Consider the following 24,587-nt stretch of genomic DNA (forward strand, 5'->3'; position numbering starts at 1 on the left):
GGGGTGGGGGTGGTTGGGTGGGTTGGGGTGGGGGTCATCGGGTTGTCTCGGTGATTGTTTTTAGGTGGGTGATGCTGGTTCGGACGTTGGCTACGGGGCCCTCGTCGGTGGGGCGGGAGGTGAGGATTGTGTCTTGTTCGAGGACGTACCAGCCGTTGTAGCCGGAGTTCTCGAGGGTGGTGACGATGGTGGCGATGTCGATGTCGCCGGCGCCTAGTGGGCGGTACATTCCCTGGCGTACGGCGTCGGTGTAGGAGATCGTGCCGGCCTGGACGCGGGCGGCCCACGTGGCGTCGACGTCCTTCAGGTGGGTGTGGCGGATGCGGTCGGTGTGCTTGACCGCTAGAGCGACCGGGTCGACGCCGCCGATCAGCAGGTGGCCGGTGTCGAGGGTGAGTCCGATGGCGGAGCCGCTGAGCACACGCTCGACGTCGTCGGAGTTCTCGACCATGGTGCCGACGTGCGGGTGGATCGTCGCGAGCACCCCGGACGCGGCCGCAGCGGCGGACAGCTTGTCGAGGTTGGCGAGGAGCGTGGTCCAGCCGGTCTCGTCCAGCACCGGGCGGTCGTCGTACCCCTCCTGGCCGGTTGCGGCCGCGAGCACCAGCGTGGTCGCGCCGGCGGCAACGAAACCCTCGAGTGCCGTGGCGACAACAGGAGCGGGGTCGTACGACGGGTCGTGCAGCACGACCGGCACGAAGCCGCCGACGGCGCGGAGTCCCACGTCTGCAAGGGTTTTCGCCTTCTCGGCCGGGTCCTCCGGCAGGAAGCCGTCCGGGCCGAACTCCGTTGCGGCGAGGCCGGCGTCGCGCATCTCGGCGAGGACCGTCGCGGGGTCGTACTGCCAGCCCCACCCGGGTACCTCGCAGACGCCCCACGAGATCGGGGCGCCGGCGATGCGAGCAGCGAGATCAGTCATACGAGCGGGTCTCCTCAGAGCGTGATGATGCGGTTCTCGTGGCGGGACAGTTCGCAGGCATCGGCGATCTGGAAGGCAGCGAGTGCATCCCTCACCGTGCACGGCACTGAACGGGTACCGGCGACGACCTCGGTGAACGCGGTCAGCTCCGCGACGTACGCGGGCTGGAAGCGGTCCATGAACGTCATGTGCGGCTGCCCGTCAGGGAAGGTGACGCCGGGTTCGGCCGAGCGCAGCGCGGTGTGCGAGTCGAGGCCGACAGCGAGCGAGCCGAGGCTGCCGTGCAGCTCCATGCGTACGTCGTGCCCCGCGCCGTTGTAGCGCGTCCCGCTGACCGCGACGAACGTGCCATCGTCGAGGGTGAGCAACGCGGCGGCCGAGTCCACGTCGCCGTACTCGCCGAAGAAGGCCTCGCCGCGGTTCGCGCCGGTCGCGTAGACGCTGACAACTTCGCGGCCGGTGACGTACCGGAGGATGTCGAAGTCGTGGACCGTGCAGTCGCGGAAGAAGCCGCCGCTCTGCGGGATGTACTCGTGGTGCGGCGGGAACGCGTCGTTGGTGTTCGCCCTGATGTGGTGGACGAAACCCAGCTCGCCGGACCGCACCGCCTCCCGCGCCGCCTGGTACCCGGCGTCGAACCGTCGCTGGAAACCGATGTGTACCGGCACGGTCGACGCCTCGACCACCGCCACCACCCGCTCGGTCTCGGCCAGGTCGAGCGCGATCGGCTTCTCACAGAACGTCGGTACGCCGGCCGCGATGCCGGCTTCGATCAGAGCAGCGTGCGCGGAGGTCGCGGCCGCGATCACGAAGCCGTCGACACCGCTCGCCAGCAGCGCGTCGACGTCGGGTGCGAACTCCAGACCGAGGTCCTTCGCGACCAGCTCCGCCCGGCCCGGGTCCGCGTCGGCGACGACCACCTGATCCACCGCCGGCAGACCCTTGAGCGTCGCGGCGTGGAACGCCCCGATCCGCCCGACCCCGACCAACCCGATCCGCATCCCGGTCACCTCTCCGCTCGCCCGAACAGTCCAGAACAGCCCAGAACAACCCAGCCCTGCACACCCGGCACGTCCCGGCCCGGAACATGCCCGGAGCAAACCCGAACAGCCCAGCACGGACCAGCCCGGCTCGGCGTGGCCGGTCCCGTCGGCGCGCCCCAGTCAGCTTCCCCGGCGGGCGGCGGCAGTGTCAACACTTTGTTAACACATTTTCACGTCACGACATACATACCTTCATCATGTAACATCCGGCCATGGTTGCCCTTCCGGTCAGTATCGATCGGGCCAGCCCGGTGCCGCTCTACCACCAACTGGCCGAGCAGCTGACGTCCGCCATCACCGACGGCTCGCTCCGCCCGGGCGACCCGTTCGAAAACGAGATCGCCATGTCGGACCGCCTAGGTCTGTCCCGGCCGACGGTGCGCCGCGCGATCGCCGAGCTGGTCAATCAGGGCCTGCTGGTCCGCCGACGCGGCATCGGCACCACCGTCGCGAGCCAGATGGTGCACCGCAAGGCCGAGCTGACCAGCCTGTACGAGGACCTCCAGCGCGAGGGCCGTACGCCGCGCACCGAGGTCCTGTCCCTCGACTGCGAAGCGCAGGACGACCGCGCCGCGACGGTCCTGGAGCTCCCGTCCGGCACGCCGCTGGTCTCGATCGTCCGCCTCCGGTACGCCGACGACGTCCCGCTCGCGATCATGCGCAACTGGTTGCCCCCGGCCCTCAACGACCTCACCCTCGAACAACTCACGCAGGAAGGCCTGTACGCCGTACTCCGGGCCCGCGGCATCCGCCCGACGGTCGCCCGCCAGCGCATCGGCGCCCGCAACGCCACCGCGGACGAACGACGTACCCTCCACATGTCCAAGGCCGAGCCGCTCGTCACCATGACCCGCTCCGCCTACGCCGCGGACGGCTCCCCGATCGAGTACGGCAACCACTGCTACCGCGCCGACCACTACTCGGTCGACGTCGTGGTCTCCGAGCGCTAGTTACGGATGAGGCGGGCCAGCTTCTCTCCACCTGCCTTGGCATTGTCGCGAAGCAGCCCCGGTCGGCTGACACCTTGCAGGTCCTCGTTGATGCCTTCGAGGGCTGCCTGGACGACCGGGTGGCCGAGGATCGCGTCCTCGGCTCCCAGTGCGTTGAGGTCGGCCTCCTGCTGCGCCGCGTAGTCAGCAGCCTCGTAGAGCTGGTTCGAGGCCAGTACGGCGTCGCTCGGGTCTCCGCTGATCCAGGAACTCACGGCGTACGCGACCGCAGCCGCGGCATTCTGCGCGTACGCCGTCTGCGCCACCCAGCTCTCATCCTCGTCATCGGTCACCAGCGACTCCGCGACATCCCGCAGGCGCTCGAGATCGTCAAGCACAGGCAGCCCCAGCACAAGATCCCAGACCGCATCCAGGGCGGCCCGCAAGGTCGCCGGATCTCCCTGCCCCGAGACCTCGTGAAACCACACGTACAGCGGTTGCAGACGCTCAGCGCTCGCCGCACCGAAGGCGACCTGCGCCGCCTTCGGTGCAGCCGACAGAGCTTGGAGCAACTGTTCGTCGTCGTATCGAAGCATGCGACCTATCCTGGCCATACTGCGGTCCGAGGACCAGTGATCACCGCGCCGGCATCCTTCAACGCGGTCTGACAGGCCGGGCAGAAGTCCTTGGAAGTGCCGATCGCCGCCGGCGTCAGACCTTCCTCGGCCGCGGTCTTCAGCGCGGTCGTCTCCGCGTGCAGACCGGGATCCTTACCCAGCACGTCGTCCGCGCCGGCCAGCGCACGTTGCGCCGGATTCAGGTCGCGCACCCCACCCGCAAGGACATCCTTACCCTCCTTCGTGGCCAGGACCGCGGCCACCCGCTGCTTCTGCGCGATCGTGTCCGGGGCCCCGCTCTTGAGCTTCAGCGCATCCTTGAGCTGGTCGGCACGTCCGGTCAGCCGGCCGGTGTCCGCCGCGGACTTCGCCGACTCGGCGACCTTCCCGCCGCCGGTCTTCGCCGCACCCGAGCTGACCGCCTTGGCCTCCGCGGACCTGACCGCATTGGACTCGGCAACACCGGCCTTGCCTGCCGCAGCCGTCACGGCTTTGCCCGCGGTGTTGTTCGCCAGCGCACGGAACCCCGCGCCAACCCCGGCCCCGATGCCGGCCGTGATCCCACCGATGGCTGCACCGACACCGACCTCGGTGGCCAAACCACCCCAGGAGAAGTCCTTCTTCCCCTCCGCGACATCGACGCCGTACCCGGCCGCGGCGCCGGCCGCACCGGCAGCGATACCGGCCGCGATCACACACCCGACACCGGTCGCGCAGACCGCGCCGATCGCGATGCCGACACCGATGCCGACGGCAACGTTCGCGATCAGGCCCTTGTGTTCGTCGACCCAGTCGACCGCCTTGCTGACCCCGCTCTTGACCGCGTCCCAGGCGCCGGACAGGCTCCACAGACCGGTCGGGTCGAGATAGGTGATCGGGTTGTTCGCCGCGTACGAGTACGGGTTCGCCGACTGGGCCGACGACAGGTCGCTGGCCGGGTCCGGCGACAGGAACCGGCCGAGCGGCGCGTCGTAGTACCGCGCCCCGAGTGCGTTGAGCCCGGTGGTCGGGTCCTTCGTCTTGCCGAGGAAGCCGTGCTCGGTCGGCAGTGCGGGCAGCAGGTTCCGGATCTCGCCGTACGGCGTGTAGTAGGTCCGCGCGGCCACACCGGTGCCGTCGGCAACCGAGACCTGCGCCGATCCCTGCTGGTCGTTGAGCTGCCAGACCACGTTCCCCAGCGTCAGCCGAACCGCGACCGGCACGCCGTCCTGCTGGTAGAACCGGGTCGCCGCCTTGAGCACGCCGGCGACGATCGTGATCTCCTCGCCGTCGATGTACAGCGTGGCCGCCACCCCGAGGGGGTCGACCCGGGCCATCCGGGTGCCGTCCGGCAGGTACACGAACTGCGTCTGGCTCACCAGCGTGCTGGTCTCGGACTCCAGCCGCTGCTGCGCGTTCCAGTCGAGCCTGGTCGGGATCAGCCCGCCCAGCAGTCCGGGCCGCTCGACCATGGCGCCGTTCGCGTCGTACTTGAACGCGGCCGCACCGGCCTTGGTCACCGCGTGCGGATGCGCGGCATCGCCGTACGTGTAGTTCTCCGTGACCCCGAACGTGGTCTCCGACGTGAGGTTCCCGTCGGGCGAGTAGGTCCAGGACTGGTTGTACCCGGCCGGGCCGTCGTGGACGGTCTCCGAGGAGCCGTCCGAGCAGTCGGTCTGGTACGTCGTCCAGCTGTGGTCAAGCCGGTTGAGACCGTCGTAGCCGTAGCAGGTCGCCACCGGCTTCGGTCCGGTGACGTCCTTGATCTGCTGGATGTTGCCGGCCGGATCCCAGCTGTAGGTGTCGTCCTGTTCGGCCTTCTCGTCGCCGGTGAGCGGGTCGCCCACGAGCGTCTGGATCCGGGACAGCCGCTGGGTCTGCGGCTCGTAGGCGTAGGCGCGCTTGAGGGAGTGGTGCGCATTCGCGTACTCCCGGCCGGCCAGCTTGCCGTCGGCCGCGTAACCGGTCGAGCTGATGTAGGGATCGGTGCTGGTGTTCCCGGTCAGCGGATCGGTCAGCTCACCGGACAGCGTGTCCGGGTTGCCCAGGTCGTCGTACGCGGAGGTGATCGTCTCCTTCGGCGCACCGAGCACCGGGTCCAGGTAGGTCGTCGACACCTGGTGCCCGGCCTCGTCGTACCCGTAGTTCATCGTGTACGACGAGCCGTGCAGCAGACCGCCCACGCCCTGCGGGAACGTCCACGTGCGACCGGTGATCCGGCCGCGTGCGTCGTACCCGGTCGCGGCGCGAGTGAACGCCTTCCCGTTCCAGTACGTCGTCTGCGCGGTACTACGCCCGATGCCGTTCGGGATATCGGTCGAGTCGTACGTCCACGCCGCGACCTTCTCGCCGGTGCCGGCCGGGCCGTCGTACCGGGCGGTCGGACGATTGACGGCGTCGTACTGCGTGGAGGTCGTCGGCCCGGGCTGCCCCGACGCCAGCGTCTTGGCGTCCCAGCTCGCGATCACGTTGCCGGCGTCGTCGTACTGCGTCCGGCTCCGGCCCGCGTCCGGGTCGACCGCATCGGTCCTGCGGTTCAGCAGGTCGTAGCCGAACGTCGACCTGTGCCCGCCCGGGTCCGTCGTACTCGCGACCTGCCCGGACGGATAGTAGGTGTACGTCGTCGCCGCGATCCCGGCACCGGCGCCGTCCTCGGTCTTGACCGTACGACCGCGGACGTCGGTCCACGACGTCTTCACCACTCCACCTGGCGGCGGCGTGGCCCGGGTGTGGTCCCCGAAGTACGCCGTCGTGGCCGCCCACAGCTCCTTGCCCTGGGCAACGTGCGCGGCCCTGGTGTCCCGGCCGAGCGCGTCGTAGCTGTGCCGCGTCTCGATCACCTGGTCGGCCGGGATCGCCTGCAGCGCACTACCCGCGGCCGCGTCCACGACCACCGGAAGGGTTTCCGCCGCGACATGGCCGGCCTCGTCGTACCGGGTGTCGGTGACGACTGTCTTCGGCTTGTCGCCGGTTGACGCCGGCGAGACCTCTTGGGCCTGGCGTTGACGTCCGGTCGAGTCCAGGAAGGACCAGGTCGTCACGTACGTCGTACCGGACTGCAACTGCTTGCTGGTCACCAGCGGCGGCAGCTTGTGGTCCGGGTCGAGCCGATAGCTGAACACCTTCGCGGGCGGTGCATCGGCGGCCTGGCCGGGCAGGCGCACGGTGGCGAGCCGGCCGACGGCGTCGTACGTCTCCGTCGTGATCTGGTTGTTGGCGTCCTTGACCGTCACCGGTTGCTGGCGGTCGGGCTCCATCGTGGTGACCTCGACCTGGCCCAAGGGGTTGGTCTCGGTGATGGTGTCCGGACGGCCGGTGGCCGGCGTGTAGGCGGTCTTCGAGGTGTGACCGTTGGCGTCGGTTTCGGTCAGCGTCCGGCCGTACGCGTCGAACGTGGCCGACGTCGTGGTGGACTTGGTGATGGTGTCGGTGCCGGTCGCCGTGACCGCGGCGACGGTCTTGGAGACGTCGCCCTTGGCAACCGGTCCGCCGACGGTGTCGGAGCCGTCGTAGTACTGGTCCTTCGCCGAGATCAGGCTCTTCGGCGCCGAGCAGCTGCCTTCGTACGTGCGGATCCGGTACGGGAACGCGAGCATCCAGTCGGCGATCGTCGCGTCGTCGCGGGCATAGCTGGTCTTCGTGCAGCGGACGTCGTTGCCGGCGGTGTCGGCTACGGCCACAGCCTGGCCGTAGTCGTCGTACGTCGTGGTCATCGTCGTCGTCCGTGTACTGCGGGCGTCGCCCGACTCGGGTACGACGGTCTCCCGCTTGACCGAATCGCTCTCGACCACGAGGTGCGCGTCGTCGTCCTCGTTCGTCTTCCCCGGGTCGAGCGGGGTCGTGTGCGCGGAGACATAGCTGTGCAGCGAACCGCCCAGCTCGTACGTCGGGTTGCCGGACGCGTCGAGCTGGAACTGCTGGGTCTCGCGGTCCTTCCCGCGCAGCCACGGCAGGTCCTTCACCGATCCGCCGGTGGAGTCGACCACGTTGACGGACTTCTTGCCGCCGTCCGCAAGTCGGTCGCCATCCATGCCCTGGAAGAACAGGCTGCGGGTGATCTCCAGCGGCTTCGCGGCCTGGGACAGCTTGACCACGTCCACCGAGCCGTACCCGCGCCAGTCGCTCCAGGTCTTCCGCTTGGCGGGCGTGACGTCGTCATCGTCGTAGTGCCAGGACGGCTTGCCGCGGTAGCGGTACTCGTTCACCTGCGGCGGCGCACCGCCGGCCTGGTCGACCACAGTGACCTTGCTGACCAGGTACCGGTGCCACCAGCCGAAGCCGGAGCTGTCGCCGTTCGAACGCCAAGCCGGGTAGCAGGTCTGGGTGTTGGTATCGGCGTGCCCCTCGGGGAAGTTGTCGATCGTGCAGCCGTCCGGCTGACCGTAGTCGACCTCGACCCGGCGTCCGAGCTCGTCGGTGACCGTGGTGACCCGGAGCTTCTCCAGCTTCGGCACTCCGCTGTCGGGCGCGGCGTCGACCCGGTTCGGCGACTCGCGACCGGCGATCACGACCGGTGGCAGCGACTCCGTCCCGGACCCGCCGAGGCCGACCTGCTGGAACTTCTCCAGCCACAGCGACGCACTCGTGCCGTCCGAGGGCTTCGGGAACGAGTACGTGAAGTTGACCCGGTCGACATCGACGAAGTTCGTGCCGTCGTTGCGTTGCGCGGTGACCGAGCGGAGCAGGACGTTGGTGAAGAAGCTCGGCGACTTCTGCTCGTCACCCGTGCAACTGCCGGTGCAGACCTGGTCCATCGGTACGTCGGGATACGACGACGCATGGTCCTTGTCGAAGGCCGGGCAGCTGCCCGATCCGCCGTTCTCCTCGGTGCAACGCAGGTCGGTGTCGAAGTGCAGGCGCGCGGGCGCCGTCGTACCCTCGTCGCCGCTGCGCTGGGAGTAGACGATGTCGCGGATGTGGCCGCCGCGGATGTACTCCGTCGACTTGCCGGACTCGCCGTTGCGGGCGTACTTGTTCTTCTCGACGTCGTAGAAGTACGTCGTGCTGTTGCCGTGGGCATCGACCACGCCGTCGAGGTTCCAGCGCCAGGCCTGCGTGCACCAGGAGTCCTCGACGCTGCCCTTGTGACACGGCTCGCCGTCGTCGTCGCCGAAGACCGGGACGGTGAAGACCGAGTTGGTCGCCGCACCGGTGGTCGCCTGCTTACCGCGGCCGAACGTGAACGTCATCCCCTGCGGCGTCTGGACCGTCCAGTACTCACCGTCGTTGTCGCCGTTGTCGGCGTCCTTCTTGCGCTCGATCCGCCAGCCCGGATCCTGCTTGGCCCGCCACACGTCGCCGCCGGCCGCCTTGTCCTTGACCAGCTCGGACGACGTGCCTTGGAGCGACAGCATCAACTGGTCGCCGGCCCAGCACAGGTCGCCGGTGTCACCGCCGTCGTCCGAGCAGCCGTTGTACCGGCGTTCCAGGTACGGCGTCTCGAGGCTCCAGCCGAGACCGGTCCAGCCGGGCTGGGCGTTCTCGGCGGCGGTCAGACCGTCGACCGCCTGCGACGAGTACGACAGGTCCAGGTCCGGCGCGTTGCCGGAGACCGCGGCGACCTTCGGGATCGGATAGCTCCAGTTGAAGTCACCGGACTGCAGACCGACCGACCACTTGCTCGACGAGGCGAGCTTGGTCGCGGTGTACGAGCCGGTCTCGCCGTTGGGCGCGGCGGCCACGACGTACACCAGGCCTTGCTGTGCCACCGGCAGCGTCGCAGTGAGCTTGTGGGTGACCAGGTTGATCTTGCTCACGACCGGCTGCGACTTGTTGCACGCGGCCGAGCTCGGGGTGGTCAATGCGCAAGCGGGCTTGGCGATCAGGCGCAGGCGGGACTCGAAGTTCCCGCCGTACGCGCCGGCGAAGCCGCCGACGTCGACGGCGACCCCGACCGGTGCGGAGCGGCGGCTGCCGTCGGCGCGGGTCAGTTTCAGCGCGACGCCGTGGCCGCCGAGCTTCTCGGCGACCTTGTGGTCATAGGTCGCGACGGTCACCTGCTCGGGACCGCCGGACACCGGCTGCAAGGCAACGGCTCCAGCGCTACGAGAGCTGCTGGAGCCGGAGAGTGTGACTGTTGTGGTGCCGGCGGCGGGCCAGACGACCTTCGACGGTGTCGCTTGCGGTCTGGCGGTGCCGGCGGTGGACGGATCGAGTTGCAACGGAACCGATCTGTCCGGAACGGAGACGACCGAGTCCTCGGCCGAGACCGCCTTCGGTTTCTTCGGATCGGCCGCCGATGCCGGCGGAGCATGTAGTCCGCCGATCAGTACGGCCAGTGCAACGACACCTGCAGTGATGGATCTCGGGCGGGACGAACCCATGCCTCACTCCCCCAGAGTGTTGGCGTCACGTCGCGTTCGGGCGTAAACGCGACGTGACCCAACCTCTCCGAAGAGTTACCGTCCTGTCAATACCCGTCTAGGCCTGATTGGCAATGAGGGTCCGGACGAGGCGGAGGCCGACCGAGAGTTGGGCCAGTTCGGGGCCGTCGGTCTCGACGATCTCCTCGAGCATCGAGGAGGCGCGCGACAGGGCGACCGCGTTCTGGTCCTGCCAGGTGATGACCCGGTCCTCGGGGTCGGCCGAGGCGTCGGTGGTGGCCAGGACCTGGCGGGTCAGGCGCGAGTGGACGGCGTGCAGGTCGTCGCGGAGCGCGGCCCGGGCCATCGTCTGCCAGCGGTCGGTGCGCGGCAGGCCGATGATCCGCTCCAGGAAGCGACCGAGCTGCAGCCGCTCACCCAGCGCGAAGTGGACCTTGGCGACCTCGAGGATGTCGATGTCGTCGCGGGACGCGGTCTCGACGATGCCGAGTCCGGCGTACGCCGGGGGCAGCACCGCGATCCGGGTCGCGAAGTCGTCCGCAACCCCCTTCTGCACAAGGCTTTCCCGGCGCTGCTCGAACAGCGCCAGCTCCCGGCCCCGCAGTACGTCGGGCAACGCCGCCGTCAGCTTCGCGATCCCCGGACCGAAGAACTCGATGAGCTCCTCGATGTCGACCGGTGGCCGCCGGTTGCTGACCAGCCAGCGCGTCGCGCGCTCGACCAGCGTCCGGGTCTCCAGCCGCATGTGGGTCTGGGTGTCGGCGCCGACGACGTTGTCCAGCTCGGAGTTGCGCGACAGGAGCTCCGGTTGCGAGAAGATCCGGCTGGCCGCGAGGTTCGCGCGGACGACGTCCTCGACCGTACCGCCGGTCTCCAGCGACAGCCGGTGGTACGCCGTGATGCCCGAGGTGTTCACGAACTCGTTGACGACCTGCGTGGTGATGATCTCGCGCCGCAGCTGGTGGCTCTGGATCTGCTCGCCGAACCGCTCCTGCATCGCCTTCGGGAAGTAGCTGGCGAGCTTGTGCTTGAGGAACGGGTCGTCCGGCAGCGTGGTCTTGAGCAGCTCGGCTTCCATCACGATCTTGGTGTACGCGATCAGCACCGACAGCTCCGGCGACGTCAGCCCGCGGCCCTCGGCCTTGCGCCGCTTGAACTCCGTCACGCTCGGCAGGAACTCCAACTCGCGGTCGAGCAGACCCTGCCGCTCGAGCCGCCGGACCCAGTCCTGGTGGACGTGCAGCAGCGCCGGCGCCTGCTCGGTCGCGTTCGCCAGCGCGATGTTCTGCCGGTAGTTGCTCTTCAGCACCAGCGCGCCGACCTCGTCGGTCATCGACGCGATGATGTCGTTGCGCTGCTTCTCGGTCAGGTCGCCGTCGGCAACCACCTTGTCCAGCAGGATCTTGATGTTGACCTCGTGGTCGGAGGTGTCCACGCCGGCCACGTTGTCGATGAAGTCGGTGTTGATCCGGCCGCCGGCCGCGGCGTACTCGATCCGGCCGAGCTGGGTGCAGCCGAGGTTGCCGCCCTCGCCGACCGCGCGGGCCCGCAGGTCCGAGCCGTTCACCCGGATCGCGTCGTTGGCCTTGTCGCCGACATCGGCGTTCGACTCGCCCGACGACTTCACGTACGTGCCGATACCGCCGTTCCAGAACAGGTCGACCGGCGCCTTCAGGATCGCGTTCATCAGCTCGGCCGGGGTCAGCTTGGTCACCCCGGCGTCGATGCCGAGCGCGTCACGGACCTCGGCCGAGATCGGGATCGCCTTCTCGGTCCGCGGGAAGACCCCGCCGCCGGTGGAGATCAGCGACGCGTCGTAGTCCGCCCAGGACGACCGCGGTAGGTCGAACAGCCGCCGCCGCTCGGCGAACGACGAGGCCGCGTCGGGCGCCGGGTCGAGGAAGATGTGCCGGTGGTCGAACGCCGCGACCAGCCGGATGTGCTCGGACAGCAGCATCCCGTTGCCGAACACATCACCGGACATGTCGCCGACGCCGACGACGGTGAAGTCCTCGTGCTGGCAGTCGTGACCCATCTCGCGGAAGTGCCGCTTGACCGACTCCCACGCGCCGCGGGCGGTGATGCCCATCGCTTTGTGGTCGTAGCCGACCGAGCCGCCGGACGCGAACGCGTCGCCCAGCCAGAAGCCGTACTCCTTCGCGACCCCGTTCGCGATGTCGGAGAACGTCGCCGTGCCCTTGTCCGCGGCAACGACCAGGTAGGCGTCGTCACCGTCGTACCGGACCACGTCGCGCGGCGGAACGATGCCACCGGCAACGATGTTGTCGGTGATGTCCAGCAACCCGGAGATGAACGTCTGGTACGACGCGATGCCCTCGGCCAGCCACGCGTCCCGGTCGACGGACGGATCGGGCAGCTGCTTGGCGTAGAACCCGCCCTTCGCGCCGACCGGCACGATCACCGAGTTCTTCACCATCTGCGCCTTGACCAGGCCGAGCACCTCGGTGCGGAAGTCCTCCCGCCGGTCCGACCAGCGCAGACCGCCGCGCGCGACCGCCCCGAACCGCAGGTGCACACCCTCGACCTTCGGCGAGTACACGAAGATCTCGTACTTCGGCCGCGGCTGCGGCAGATCCGGGATCGCCTTCGGCTCGAGCTTCAGCGACAGGTACGACCGCGGCTGTCCGTCCGGACCCGGCTGGAAGAAGTTGGTCCGCAGGGTCGCCTTCATGACGGTCAGGTACGACCGCAGGATGCGGTCCTCGTCCAGGCTCTGCACCGTGTCCAGCGCGGCCAGGATCTCCTTCTCCAGCTGGTCTATCTGCATCACACGGTCGGGGTCGTCGGCCGGACCGCGGGCCGGGTCGAAGCTGGTCTCGAACAACTGCACGAGCAGCCCGGCCAGGTCGACGTGGTTCAGGAAGGTGTTCTCGATGTAGTCCTGGCTGAACGGCGTGCCGCCCTGGCGGATGTAGCGCTGGTACGCGCGCAGGATCGACACCTGCCGCCAACTGAGGTTGCCGCGCAGCACCAGCGCGTTCAGCTTGTCGGACTCGGCCCGGCCGTCCCAGACGGCCTGGAACGTGTCGGAGAACTGCTTGCGCAGTTCCTCGCGCTCCTCGGTGTCCTCGGGCGCCTTCAGGCCGAAGTCGTAGATGTAGGCCATCGTGCCGTCGTCGCAGCGGATCTCGTACGGCCGCTCGTCGATCACCTCGACACCCATCGCGCTCAGATGCGGCAGCACCTGCGACAGCGACAGCGCCGTACCTCGCCGGAAGACCTTGAAGCGTCGCTCGCCTTCCCACTCCTCGTCGATCGGGTTGTAGAGCGACATGGCCAGCCCGTCCTCGGCCGGCAGGCTCTCGAGGACGTGTACGTCGTTGACCGCGACGCGCGCGTCGAAGTCCTCCTTGTACGCCTCCGGGAACGCCTGGGCGTACCGGCGGGACAGCTTGGTGACCGCGCCGTCGCCGCCCTGTGCGTGCAGCGCGGCGGTGAAGTCGTCGGCCCACGCACGAGTCGCGTCGATCACCTGCTGCTCGAGCAGGTCCGCGTCGTACTCCCCGACGGTCTCGCCCTGCTTCATCCGGACCACGAAGTGCACGCGGGCCAGCACGGACTCGGTGACGTAGGCGGCGTAGGTGACGCTCTCCGCGCCGATGGCGTCCTTCAGGATCTGCTGCATCTTCAGCCGGACCGCAGTGGTGTAGCGGTCACGCGGCAGGTACACCAGGCAGGACAGGTAGCGGTTGTAGACGTCACGCCGTACGAACAGCTTGACCGCGCGCCGCTCCTGCAGGTGCAGCACCGACTGCACGATCGGCAGCAGATCCTCCACCGGGGCCTGCAGCAGCTCGTCGCGCGGGTACGTCTCCAGTACGTCGAGGAGGCCCTTGCCGCTGTGGCTGTTCGGGTCGAAGCCGGTCAGGCGGAACAGCTCGAGCGCCTTGCGTCGCAGTACGGGCACCTGCATGACGCTCTCGGTGTATGCCGTCGAGGAGAGCAGACCGATGAACCGGCACTCCCGGACCGGCTCGCCGTTCTCGTCGAACTGCTTGATGCCGACGTAGTCGAGGTAGGTCGACCGGTGCACGGTGGAGCGTGAGTTGGCCTTGGTGAGGATCAGCAGCTTGCGCTCCTGCGCCTTGGCGCTCACCTCGGGCGGCAGCTTGCCGGAGCCCGGTTTCGGGTCCGGCCGGAGGATGCCCAGGCCCGTCCCGGCGCGGCCGCGCAGGATGCCCTGCCGGCCTTCCATGGTGAAGTCGTACTCGCGGTAGCCGAGGAAGGTGAAGTGCTCGTCGGCCAGCCACTCCAGCAGCTCGCGGGCCTCCTCCACCTCGCTCTCGGAGACCGGCAGCTCGTCGGCGGTGAGCCCGGCGGCGATGCTGACCGCCTTCTCGTGCATCTTCGGCCAGTCCTCGACCGCCTCGCGGACGTCGTTGAGCACCTTCTGCAGCGCCTGCTCGAGGGCGCGGTGCTCGGCGACGTCGGCGATCCGCTCGATCTCCAGGTGCATCCAGCTCTCGCGGACCAGGTCGTGCCCGTCCGCGGCGGCGCTGTCGTCCAGCACCTCCTGCAGCGTGCCGGCGACGTCACGGCGGACGACGAACTGCGGGTGGATCAGCAACTGGAGCTCGAGGTTGTGCTCGGTGATCGCCATCGAGGCGCTGTCGACCAGGAACGGCATGTCGTCGATGACGATCTCGACGACCGTCCGGCCACTCGCGGACCAGCCGTGCTCGTCGACGGTCGGGGTGAAGACGTGGACCTTTGCCGTACCCTGCGGGCGGCTCATCGCGGACTTGTAGTGGTGCCGCGCGGCGCCCAGGCAGTCGTTCGGCTGGCGCTCGGCGACGTCCTCGGCGGCGACGTGCCGGTAGTACTGCTCGAGGAACGTCCTCAGCTTGCCCGGGTCGACGAGTTTGTCGTGCCCATGGGTGCCCGCGGCCACCGCCTTGGCGAGCACATCTGCCTTCTGGACGTCCAGCTTGCTCTGCATTCCCCACCGTCTCCACACGTGACGTCGGCGTCGGTCTCGCCGGACCGCACGACATTGTGCGGTCACTCAGAGATTAGTCCACCTTTGTCACTGGTGTGGTGTCGGGACGGAGCTGTCAGCGATTGTTGAGGCGCAAGGCAAGAGCGGGACATGCGAGGACTGCGCGGCGCGCGTCCGACAGCTCACCGGCGGTGATTTCGCGGCCTCGCAGAACCGGGAATCCCCACTCGTCGAGCAGGATGTCATCAGGCACCAGACCTGCGCAGAGGCCGTGCCCGTCGCACCTGGTCCAGTCGATCTCGAGCTTGTTCATCGGGTACCTCCGAGGACTCCCAGAACCGGCCGGCCGCAGCCCTGACCGGTGAGGTGATGCTGTACGTCGTCGTCGAACACCTCGAGCGCGGACGTGAGGAATCTCGCAGTACCGTCCGGGTGCGCACAGGCTCCTCGCCCTGGAACCAGACCGAGATGCCGGTGCGCGTCGTGCCAGCCCTGCGGATCCCCGACCGTCAGCCGGGCGAAGTCGTCGACCAGTGCTGCCAGTCCGAAGACGCAAGGGCCGCACTGGCCGGCTGACTGACTGGACAGCCACTGGGTGACACGGGTGATCTCGCCGAGCGGGCAGGTGTCGGATCCAAGCGCCAGGATGATGCCCGCGGACACCTCTGGTCGCTGCAGCGTCACGCCCTCGGTCTGCTGCAGCCAGCGGCCGTGGTAGCCGCCTAGTAGCACGGGACCGGCTTGTGCGCCGGCGTACTGCAGGACTGTGTCGAGCGGGATACCGGTCGGTGTCTCGATCACACCGGGCCGTCGTACGGCGCCGTCGATCGTCAGCAGCTGCGTGCCGGGCTCACTGATGAGTCCGGTGCTACTGAAGCCGCGGGAGCCGAGTCGTGCGAGTAAGGCGAGCTGGGCGAAGGTCTCGACGTTGGACAGGAAGGTCGGGCGCCGGTGGTACCCCTTGCGTGTCGGCAGCACCCTCCGACCAGGCGGTACGGCGCTGCCTCCCTCCAGCGCGCTCAGCACGGCGCGGGCCTCTCCTGCGACGAACCGGCCCGGAGTCTCCTGTACGTCGATCGCGAGCCGGTCGTCACGCTCCATCAGCGCCTCACGGATCGAGGTGGCAGCAGCCGGGTCGTGTACGGCGATGAGCACGTGTGGTGCACCCAGTGCGTGCGCCAGGCCGACTGCGCCGTCCAGGACGAGGTGCGGCGACTGCGTGAGGAGCAGGCGGTCCTTGCGGCTGACCGGCTCGCTCTCTGAGCCGTTGACTACTACAGCTTCCACTCCGCGGGCTGGCAGGTCCTGCAGCTTCAGTGCGACCGGGAACGCTGCTCCACCGCGCCCTCTGAGTCCTACCGCTTCACATAGCTTGGTGTACTGCTCTCGGGTCAGCCCAGGCATGTTCCCGTGCGTCAGGAGATGACGCTGCAGGTCCAGGCGGCCCTGGTCGAGTCCGGCGAGGACTCTGGCCTCACCGATGACCCGGGTGTCGTCGACGGTGATCATTGGGTCCTCCAGGCACGGGTGAGTCTCGGGGCGGCGTTGAGGCGGTACACCCCCGCAGTGGCGACTGCAGCGAGGCAGCCGATCGTGATCGCGAGCATCCACGGCGTACTGCGGTCTGTGCCGGCGAGCAGTGCGTGCCCTATCGACAGCAGCCAGCCGACCGACGCTGCAATGTGGAGCTTGCGCCAGTACTTTGTGAACGTCGCGGACGCGGCCAATCGACCACGGGCTGCTCCGACGAGGGACGCCAGTACGAGGCTGTAGAGAGCAAGTACGCCGACGACCATGGCGAACGGCCGATAGCCGGAGGCGAACGGCCACACCAGGACGGTCGGACTGATCGCAACGTAGCTGTCAGCGATGACTGCGATGACATGGGTCGCCAGCAGGACCAGACCGGTCACTGCGGCCGAGCGGTGCACGTACTGCAGCCAGAACCGGCGCTCGGGTCGGCGTACGTTCGGCATGACCATGCCGAGGACGGCCGACAGCGTGAACATGACCATGGTGACCACGCCGGCGGCGCGGGCCAGATACCACAGCGTCATCAGGCAGCCCTGCTTGCGGTCGGCCAGCCCGACAGCTCGGTGACCTCACCGTCCGCGGCTACCAGCCGGGCCGGGTGACCAGCCAGCTTCAGTCGACCGAGCGCTGCGTCCCCGGTGGCGACAAGCGCAGTACTGAACGTGTTCGCACGTACGGCGGTCGGAGCCCAGATGGATGCGGTTCGGTAGGAGCCTGCCGCGGGCAGTCCGGTGCGCGGGTCGATGACGTGGTGGTTGTAGCCGGTGGGGGTCTGCCAACGCCGTACCGTGCGGGTCGACGTGGTCAGGCCGCCGTGGGCGAGCGTGACGAGGACGCCCTCCTCACCGGCGCGCTCGGCGACGGTTATGACCCACGGCTTGGTCGGCGTACCAGCGGCTCGGAGGTCACCGCCGATCTCTACGAGCACGGCGCAGCCATAGCGCTTGCTGATGACGTTGGCGGCGCGGTCGGCGGTCCAGGCCTTGGCCGTCGCACCCAGGTCGAGCGCGCAGTCCTTGGGTACGCCGAGCAGTGCGAGCTTGCGGTTGAGGCGGACCTCCTGCCAGCCCGCGACCGGCTTCGGGTCAAGCGGTGCTTGCGGGAAGCGGCGCCGTACGGTCTCGATGTCGGCGTCGTACCCGGCCGCGATCACGGCCGCGCCGACGGTCGGGTCGACTGCGCCGCCGCTCATCTGGGCTGCCACCAGGCTGACGTCGACGAGGTCGACCAGCAGGCGGGACACCGGTACGAGCGCGCCGGCGCGGGTGTTGACGGCCGACAGCTCGGAGTCCGGGCGGAAGCGGCTGGCGGCCTTGTCGACGCGGTCCATCAGCGTCTTCAGCTCACCGCAGGCCGCCCCCAGTACGGCGGGGTCGTCGACGGTCAGCCGGACCGTGCAACTCCATGCGGTCCAGGTCCGGGAGGCGGTCATGACCCGTTGCTCCCGCCTTGCGAGGTCGAGCCGGAGCTGGACGAGCCGAGCCCGCTCGAGCTGGAATTCGAGCTGCTGCTGTCGTCGGAGCCGCTGGTGCCTGAGCTGCTCGAGGTCGAGTCGTCCGAGCTGCTCGAGGTGGCCGTCGTACCGGTGCTGCTGCCGCTGTCGGAGTTCTTCGACGACACGACCGCGACCGAGATCCCGGTGGCGCCGACCCCGAGGACGGCGGTGGCTATCGCGGCCGCGGACGCCCGGTGCAGCCAGCGCCGGCGGATGGACTGGGGTTTGCCTGTGGTGACCTCTTTGCTGACCATGGCATCAGCCTCGGCCGAGGCCCCTCAGCCGCACTCCAAGAGAAGATCAAGCCACCGTCAAGTCTTGCTGAAAGCTCTCTGAGAGGTCGTCTCAGGAGCGGTCCGCCAGCGGGCAGTCGGTGTCGCAGTGCTTGCCGATGGTCGCCACGACCTCGTCGGACACCTCGCCCAGCACCGTCATCCGGTCGGGGCCGAACACGTCGACGAAGAACTCCCGGACCCGGGCCGCATGCGCGGGCGCGCACTCCTTGATCGCAGCCATCCCCGCCTCGGTGATGGCGATCTCCGGGTAGCGGGACTCGCACGCCTCCTTGCGGATCAGGCCGCGCTTCTCCATCCGGGTCAGGTGGTGCGACAGCCGGCTCTTCTCCCACTGGGTCGACCGGCTCAGCTCGAACGCCCGCATCCGGCCGGACTCCGACTCGGACAGGTTCACCAGGATCTCGAAGTCGGACTTGGACAGGCCGAAGTCCCGCTGGAGGTGCCGCTCCAGATGCGTCTCCAGCGTCCGGGTCATCAGCAGGTAGCTGCGCCACGCCTTCTGCTCGTCGTCGTCGAGCCACGGTTCCTTGCTCACGAAACCCATCCTACCGGGTCGGGTTGACACATCAACCAAACGAGCTACGATCGGTTAGGTTGACACATCAACCCAAATCTTCCGGGAGTGGATATGAGCAAGCTGATCGCTGTCGTCGGCGCCACCGGGAACCAGGGCGGCGGCCTGGTCCGCGCGATCCTGGCCGACACCTCAGGCGAGTTCGCCGTCCGGGCCCTGACCCGGAACCCGGACTCCGCCAAGTCCCGGGAGCTGGCCGCGGCCGGCGCCGAGGTGGTCGCGGCCGACCTCGACGACGAGGCGAGCGTGCGAGCCGCGTTCGACGGCGTGTACGGCGCTTTCGTGGTGACGAACTACTGGGTCGAGCGGACCCCCGAGGAAGAGGCCGCCCGGACCCGCGCCGAGATGGAGCTCGACCAGGCCGAGATCGCCGCCCGGGCCGCCCGCGACGCCGGCGTCCAGCACGTGGTCTGGTCGACGCTCGAGGACACGCGGACGTTCTTCGCCGGGCGCGACGACGTACCGAGCCTCGACGACGGGCGCTACAAGGTCCCGCACTTCGACGCGAAGGGCGAGGCCGACGAGATCTTCACGAAGTACGGCGTACCGACGACGTTCCTGCGGACCACGTTCTACTTCGACGCGTTCATCAACGGCCTCCCGCCCGCCCGCAACGCCGACGGCAAGCTGACCATCACCATCCCGATGGCCGACCGCCCGCTGTCCGGCGTCGCCTCCGAGGACATCGGCCGCACCGCCCTCGCCATCCTCAAACACCCCGACCTGATCGGCGAAACCATCAGCATCGCCGGCGACCACCTCACCGGCGCCCAGTACGCCGCCGCCCTGTCCGAAGCCTTCGGCGAGGAAGTCCTCTACCACGCCCCCACCTGGGAAGAGTTCCGCGAATACCCCTTCCCCATGGCCGTAGAAATGTCCAACATGTTCCAGTTCTACGCCGAAGACCACCAACGCTTCACCGGCGACCGCGACGTCGACAAGGTGCGCGAGCTCAACCCCGACCTCGAGTCCTTCGCCGACTGGCTCGACAAGCACCGCGAAGAGCTCAAAGCCTCGCGAAACTAGGGGTTCAGGATCGCGGCGGCGACGCGGTCGGTGAGCCAGCGGGTGGTGCGGTCGACGCCCCAGCCGAACTCCTCCGAGGCGAGCGCGAACTGCGCGTACCGGAAGTGGAAGAAGATGACCTGGGCGGCCTCCTCGACCGTGATCCCGTCGGCGAGGCCGCCGACGTCACGGATACCTGTGACGATTTCCCGCAGCGCGCTCAGGTGACGCTCGTCGGCGACCTTGAGAAAAGCCTCCGCCGCGGGCGCGGTGGCCGCGGCGGAGGTCACGATCTGGATGATGTCGCCCGACTCCGCGTAGATCGCGACATACCCCTTGGCCAGCGCGTCCAGTCTGGCGTGCGCCGACCCGGCGGCGGCGCACTCGGCGATGATGCTCAGCACCAGGTTGCTGGTAGTCCACATGTCCATCAGCGAGTGGAGCAGGCCCTCCTTGCCCCCGCACTGCGCGTAGACAGTCGCGGGTGACACCTGGGCGTCCCGGGCGATGTTCTCGACGGTCGTCTGCGAGTACCCGTACCGGCCGAACAACTTCCGCGCCGAGCGCACCACCTCGTCGCGAGTCATCTCGGCGTACAGTTCGCGCCGGCTCTGGAACGGTTCCTGCTCCGGCACCGGCGTCAGGACTTGATGAATTCGAGGATGTCCGCGTTGATGACGTCGGCGTTCGTGGTCGGAATGCCGTGCGGCCAGCCGGGATAGGTCTTGAGCACGGCGTTCGCGAGGATCTCGACGGCCCGCGGCGCGGTACTGCGGTAGGGAACGATCTGGTCGTCGTCGCCTTGCATGACCAGGACCGGCACGCTGATCTTCTTCAGGTCGTCGGTGTAGTCCTCCTGGGCGAACGCGTCGACGCAGTCGTACTGCGCCTTCGCCGAGCCCATCATGCCCTGGCGCCACCAGTTCTGGATGACTGCCTCGGACGGTTCGGCACCCGGCCGGTTGTACCCGTAGAACGGCCCGGCGGCCACCTCGCGGAAGAACTCCGACCGGTTCGCCGCGATGCCCTGCTTGAGACCCGCGAAGGCCTCCGGCGGCTGGCCGTCGGGGTTCGCGTCGGTGAGCTGCTGCGACGGTACGACGGAACTGATCAGCACGGCCTTCCCCACGCGGCTCTCGCCGTGCCGCCCGAGGTAGCGCACCACTTCGCCACCGCCGGCCGAGTGGCCGACGTGCACGGCGTCGCGAAGATCGAGGTGGGCGACCAGCGCGGCGAGGTCGTCGGCGTAGTGGTTCATGTCATGGCCTTCGGAAACCTGGGCCGACCTCCCGTGTCCGCGGCGGTCGTGCGCGATGACCCGGAAGCCCTGGCCGAGGAAGAACAGCATCTGGTTGTCCCAGTCGTCGGCCGACAGCGGCCAGCCGTGACTGAACACGATCGGACGGCCGGATCCCCAGTCCTTGTAGAACAGTTCCACCCCGTCGGGGGTCGTGATCGTTGCCATGGTGTGCTCGCCTTCTCGATCGACGTGGTCGGCGGGCCGTCGCTCCGGGGCGAGAGTGTGCGCGCCGCGTTCGACGGTACGGATCCGCAGTTGACGGGCTGTGAATTTGCAGTGGATTCGCTGGCTGGAGCGTGACTCCAGCCTCTAAAGTGCAACTTGACCGAAGCGCGTGACGGCAGGTGCCGCAGAGGCCGGACCATCGACGAGGGGGCCGGACATGACGGAGACGCTCGTACCGGACAGCGCGGGCGTGGAGCCTCGGGGCGACGTCGCTTCGTTGCGGCTGCAGGTCCTGGGTCCGCTGCGGGTCTGGCGCGGCGGCGTCGAGGTCGATCCCGGTCCACGCCAGCAGGCCTGTCTGCTCGCCCTGTTGCTGGCTCGGGAGGGGAGACCGGTCGGCGCAGGTGAGCTGATCGACCTGATCTGGGGCGAGAACGAGCCAGCCAGCGCGCTGAACGTCATCCACAAGTACGTCGGCTCCCTTCGGCGGCTCCTCGAGCCCGCACTGCGCCCCCGGCAACCGGGCGCCTTCCTCGCGCGGAGCACCAACGGGTACCTCTGTACCGCCGGTCCTGACGTCCTGGACCTCGCGCACTTCCGGCAACTCGTCGCCGCGGCTCGGACAGCCCTCGGGACGAACCGTGAGTCAACCGCCCTCGACCAGTACGCCGCCGCGCTGGAGCTGTGGAGCGGCCCGGCCGGAGGAGGCACCGCGCACAGCCCGGCCGCACTTGCGGTCCTCGCGGGGCTCGACGACGAGTTCCTCGGCGCTTGTGTCGAGGCTGCGGAGCTCGCCATCTCGCTGGGCCGGCCAGATCGGGTGCTGCCGGCGCTCCAGCTCGCCGTATCGATGGCTCCCCTGCACGAGCCGGTGCACGCCGGCCTGGTCCGCGCGCTGGGCACCGCCGGTCAGCAGGCAGCGGCGCTGACGGCGTACGACGCGATCCGGCGCCGGCTCGCGGACGACCTCGGTATCGAACCGGGCGCGGCGTTGCGGTCCGCTCAGCGGCAGGTACTCAAGCAGACCGCCGAGCCTGCGCCGCCTGCTCTCCGGACCACCGCTCTGGATGGTGAGTTGGTCGGGCGAGCGGAGGAGTATGACCTGCTCCGCAGCGCCGTCGAGCCGGCGCTCGCGGCCGGGACCGCTGTCGTCCTGCTCGAAGGCGAGCCCGGCATTGGCAAGACCCGCCTCCTCCAAGAGATCGCCTGTCACGCCCAGGACCAGGCCGCGCGCGTGTTCTGGGGGCATGGCCTCCAGGGCGGCGGCGCGCCTGCGATGTGGCCGTGGGTGGAGGTAGTCCGGAGTCTCCTCGAAAGCCGGTCGACGACTCGTCGCGCGGAGTGGCTCACCGGCGAGCTGAGCCGCCTCACCGAGACTCGTGACGCCGCCGGACCAGCACCGGCCGTTCCGGACGACGGCGCCCGGTTCCGGCTGTTCGAAGAGGTCGTCGGAGTGATCTCCGAATCGGCTGCCGAGCGTCCCCTGGTAATCGTGCTCGACGACCTCCATTGGGCGGACCCCGCCTCGTTGCACCTGTTCGACCATGTCGTCGCCCGGCTTCCCGCCGGCACCGCCGTGGTCGCGGCGCTGCGGAACCGGGACCCGTCACTCAGCCTCGAGTTGGCCCGGGCCCTCGCTGCTGCGAGCCGGGTCCGCGGCCATCGACGGCTCCTCGTCGGACCGCTCGCGGAGCCTGGCGTTGCCGAGCTGATCCGACGCGAGACGGGCGAGCATCCCACCGCGGAGGTCGCCCGTGCGGTGCGTGCGCGAACCGCCGGCAACCCGTTCTTCGTCCGAGAAGTGGCCCGGCTCCTCACCGACGACAACACCGTGACCGAAGAGTCGGTGCTGCGCAGTGGTGTCCCGCTGACCGTCCGGGATGTGGTTCGCGACCGGATGGCCGCGCTGGACCCCGGGGTTCAGGAGCTTCTGCAGGTGGCCGCGCTCGCGGGCCGCAATGTCGCCCTGGTGCTGCTCGCGCGGATCGCGGCCGCAGACGTGGCGACCTGTCTGGAGCAGCTCGAGCCGGTCCGCGACCTCGGTCTCGCCGGTCCCGCGCCGGGAGATCCCTTCAGCTACTGCTTCGCCCACGATCTCGTCCGCGAGGCGGTCTGCGAGACCATCCCGCCCGGACGCGCCGCGTCGCTGCACCGAGCGATCGCCGACGCGATCGAGGTCGTCGGCCCGACGGACGACTCGCTCGCCGAGCGGGTGGCACACCATCTGTGGGAGGCCGGTCCGCTCGTCGACCCGGAGCGCACTGTCTCGGCCCTGCTTCGCGCCGGGGCGCGGGCGACCGCGAAGACCGCGCTCCGGGACGCCGAGCGTCACCTGGTCCGCGCCGTGGAGCGCGCCCGCGGAGCGGCCCTGCTCGAGGTCGAACTCGACGCGCTGTCCCGCTTGATCGCGGTGGCCGGGATGCGCTCGATGTACGGCGCCGCGTCCGTCGACCTGCTCGAACGCGCGGAAACGGTGGCAAAGGCACTCGGCCGGGAGCGACAGGCCGCGGGCTTCCTCTTCTCCCGTTGGACCGCGCACGTGCAGGGCCTCGAGCACGAACGCAGCGGCATCCTGGCGGACCGCCTGCTGGAGCAGGGATCGACCTCCAGCGATCCGGTCGTCCGCGGGTACGGGGACGCCGCGTGGGGAATTCAGCAGTGGCACCTCGGGCGTCTCGGAGCGTCGTACCGCCACCTGACCGCGACGGCGTCCCAAGGGCCGCCTGGCGACCACGGCCCCGACCCAGTGTGGGACGGGCTGCGGATGCTGATCGCGGCGACGTTGGCCGAGATCTCGGCGTACCACGGGAAGACCGCTCGCGCCCGGGCGGCCCTGGACGAGCTCGTCGCGGGCGCCGGGGACGATGCCTACGCGACCGCCGTCGCGACATGTATGGCTGCCCGGGTCGCCTCGGTGGTCGGCGACCCGGACTGGACGCTGCAGGTCGCGGACCGTGGGATCGCGGTGGATCCGCAGTTCTCGTTCGTCTTTCTCGGCACCTACCTCCGCCTGGCGCGCTACTGGGCGCTGGCAATGACTGGTCATGATCCTGGTGCGGCCGCGGATGCGGCGGAACGGCTGATCGTGGCCAACCTGACGAACCCTGTCCGATCGTGCGTCTCCACCTGGTACGCGCTCCTCGCGGAGATGCGGCTGGCCGCCGGTGACCCGGACGCCGCCACCATTGCGCTCGACCAGGCCGACACCTTCCGCGACCGCTACGGGCAGCGGTCCGCGGACGGCCTGCTCCTGCTCGTCCGGGCCAAGTTGGCGAACAATCTCGGCGACCCGGCCGGCGCCGTACGTCTCGCTGAGCAGGCACGAGCCGTGGCCGGGCGGCAGGAGGCCTACCTGTTCGTGCAACGCGCCGACCTGGTTCTCGCCGACCTCGCGAATCGAGAGCCGGCCGCCGGCGCCGTTCATCAACCCCGCGGGTGAACCTATGACT

Annotated in this window: 16 protein-coding genes; 4 read left to right on the plus strand and 12 right to left on the minus strand. The window is 69.1% G+C overall.

Translation table 11 applies throughout. The annotated features are described in order from the left end of the window. Positions 1-34 precede the first annotated feature (34 nt). The gene (locus ABT313_RS03805) at positions 35-919 is read right to left on the minus strand and encodes a sugar phosphate isomerase/epimerase family protein (protein ID WP_350848327.1); all 885 of its coding nucleotides are present in this window, start codon (positions 917-919) and stop codon (positions 35-37) included. A 14-nt stretch (positions 920-933) separates the two neighbouring features. Further along, positions 934-1,920, minus strand: a complete 987-nt coding sequence (locus tag ABT313_RS03810; RefSeq protein WP_350848329.1) for a Gfo/Idh/MocA family protein — start codon at positions 1,918-1,920, stop codon at positions 934-936. Between the two features lie 254 nt (positions 1,921-2,174). Here ABT313_RS03810 and ABT313_RS03815 point away from each other — a divergent pair, with 254 nt between their 5' ends. Continuing rightward, complete coding sequence (locus ABT313_RS03815; protein ID WP_350848330.1) at positions 2,175-2,912, plus strand: GntR family transcriptional regulator; 738 nt, start codon at positions 2,175-2,177, stop codon at positions 2,910-2,912. On the opposite strand, the gene ABT313_RS03820 is transcribed toward ABT313_RS03815, so the two are convergent. The 7 genes from ABT313_RS03820 to ABT313_RS03850 all read right to left on the minus strand — a co-directional run bounded on the left by ABT313_RS03820 (position 2,909) and on the right by ABT313_RS03850 (position 17,735). After that, positions 2,909-3,487, minus strand: a complete 579-nt coding sequence (locus ABT313_RS03820) for a DUF416 family protein (protein ID WP_350848332.1) — start codon at positions 3,485-3,487, stop codon at positions 2,909-2,911. The two genes, ABT313_RS03815 and ABT313_RS03820, sit on opposite strands and share 4 nt — an antisense overlap. A 5-nt stretch (positions 3,488-3,492) precedes the next feature. Next, complete coding sequence (locus ABT313_RS03825; RefSeq protein ID WP_350848334.1) at positions 3,493-9,810, minus strand: RHS repeat-associated core domain-containing protein; 6,318 nt, start codon at positions 9,808-9,810, stop codon at positions 3,493-3,495. 97 nt (positions 9,811-9,907) lie between these two features. Next, positions 9,908-14,770 (minus strand): NAD-glutamate dehydrogenase, encoded by a 4,863-nt coding sequence (locus ABT313_RS03830; RefSeq protein ID WP_350848336.1) that lies wholly within the window; start codon positions 14,768-14,770, stop codon positions 9,908-9,910. Between the two features lie 115 nt (positions 14,771-14,885). Then, positions 14,886-15,083 carry a ferredoxin gene (locus tag ABT313_RS03835; protein WP_130444735.1) on the minus strand — a complete coding sequence of 66 codons (198 nt, stop codon included), beginning with the start codon at positions 15,081-15,083 and terminating at the stop codon, positions 14,886-14,888. After that, a complete protein-coding gene (locus ABT313_RS03840; RefSeq protein WP_350848338.1) occupies positions 15,080-16,279 on the minus strand; it encodes an NADH-ubiquinone oxidoreductase-F iron-sulfur binding region domain-containing protein in 1,200 nt (399 codons plus the stop codon). The genes ABT313_RS03835 and ABT313_RS03840 overlap by 4 nt, the downstream gene beginning before the upstream one ends. Then, positions 16,276-16,827: a hypothetical protein gene (locus tag ABT313_RS03845; protein ID WP_350848340.1), complete on the minus strand. Its 552-nt coding sequence runs from the start codon at positions 16,825-16,827 to the stop codon at positions 16,276-16,278. The genes ABT313_RS03840 and ABT313_RS03845 overlap by 4 nt, the downstream gene beginning before the upstream one ends. Further along, complete coding sequence (locus ABT313_RS03850) at positions 16,827-17,735, minus strand: FAD:protein FMN transferase (RefSeq protein ID WP_350848342.1); 909 nt, start codon at positions 17,733-17,735, stop codon at positions 16,827-16,829. Before ABT313_RS03850 ends, ABT313_RS03845 begins: the two co-directional genes overlap by 1 nt. Positions 17,736-17,741: 6 nt before the next feature. Between ABT313_RS03850 and ABT313_RS03855 the strand changes: the two genes are divergently transcribed. After that, positions 17,742-18,134 carry a hypothetical protein gene (locus ABT313_RS03855; RefSeq protein WP_350848344.1) on the plus strand — a complete coding sequence of 131 codons (393 nt, stop codon included), beginning with the start codon at positions 17,742-17,744 and terminating at the stop codon, positions 18,132-18,134. A 9-nt stretch (positions 18,135-18,143) separates the two neighbouring features. On the opposite strand, the gene ABT313_RS03860 is transcribed toward ABT313_RS03855, so the two are convergent. Further along, positions 18,144-18,629, minus strand: a complete 486-nt coding sequence (locus ABT313_RS03860) for a MarR family winged helix-turn-helix transcriptional regulator (RefSeq protein ID WP_502883930.1) — start codon at positions 18,627-18,629, stop codon at positions 18,144-18,146. 93 nt (positions 18,630-18,722) lie between these two features. Between ABT313_RS03860 and ABT313_RS03865 the strand changes: the two genes are divergently transcribed. Next, positions 18,723-19,694 (plus strand): NmrA/HSCARG family protein, encoded by a 972-nt coding sequence (locus ABT313_RS03865; RefSeq protein WP_350848348.1) that lies wholly within the window; start codon positions 18,723-18,725, stop codon positions 19,692-19,694. On the opposite strand, the gene ABT313_RS03870 is transcribed toward ABT313_RS03865, so the two are convergent. Together ABT313_RS03870 and ABT313_RS03875 are read right to left on the minus strand one after the other, a co-directional pair. After that, on the minus strand, positions 19,691-20,308 hold the full coding sequence (locus ABT313_RS03870) for a TetR/AcrR family transcriptional regulator (protein WP_350848350.1): 618 nt from the start codon (positions 20,306-20,308) through the stop codon (positions 19,691-19,693). The genes ABT313_RS03865 and ABT313_RS03870 overlap by 4 nt on opposite strands. Positions 20,309-20,313: 5 nt before the next feature. Continuing rightward, a complete protein-coding gene (locus ABT313_RS03875) occupies positions 20,314-21,138 on the minus strand; it encodes an alpha/beta fold hydrolase (RefSeq protein ID WP_350848352.1) in 825 nt (274 codons plus the stop codon). A gap of 217 nt (positions 21,139-21,355) precedes the next feature. On the opposite strand from ABT313_RS03875, the gene ABT313_RS03880 reads away from it, so the two are divergent. After that, complete coding sequence (locus tag ABT313_RS03880; RefSeq protein WP_350848354.1) at positions 21,356-24,577, plus strand: ATP-binding protein; 3,222 nt, start codon at positions 21,356-21,358, stop codon at positions 24,575-24,577. Positions 24,578-24,587 lie beyond the last annotated feature (10 nt).

It is taken from the genome of Kribbella sp. NPDC000426, assembly GCF_040300265.1.
In the GTDB taxonomy this organism is placed as follows: Bacteria; Actinomycetota; Actinomycetes; order Propionibacteriales; family Kribbellaceae; genus Kribbella.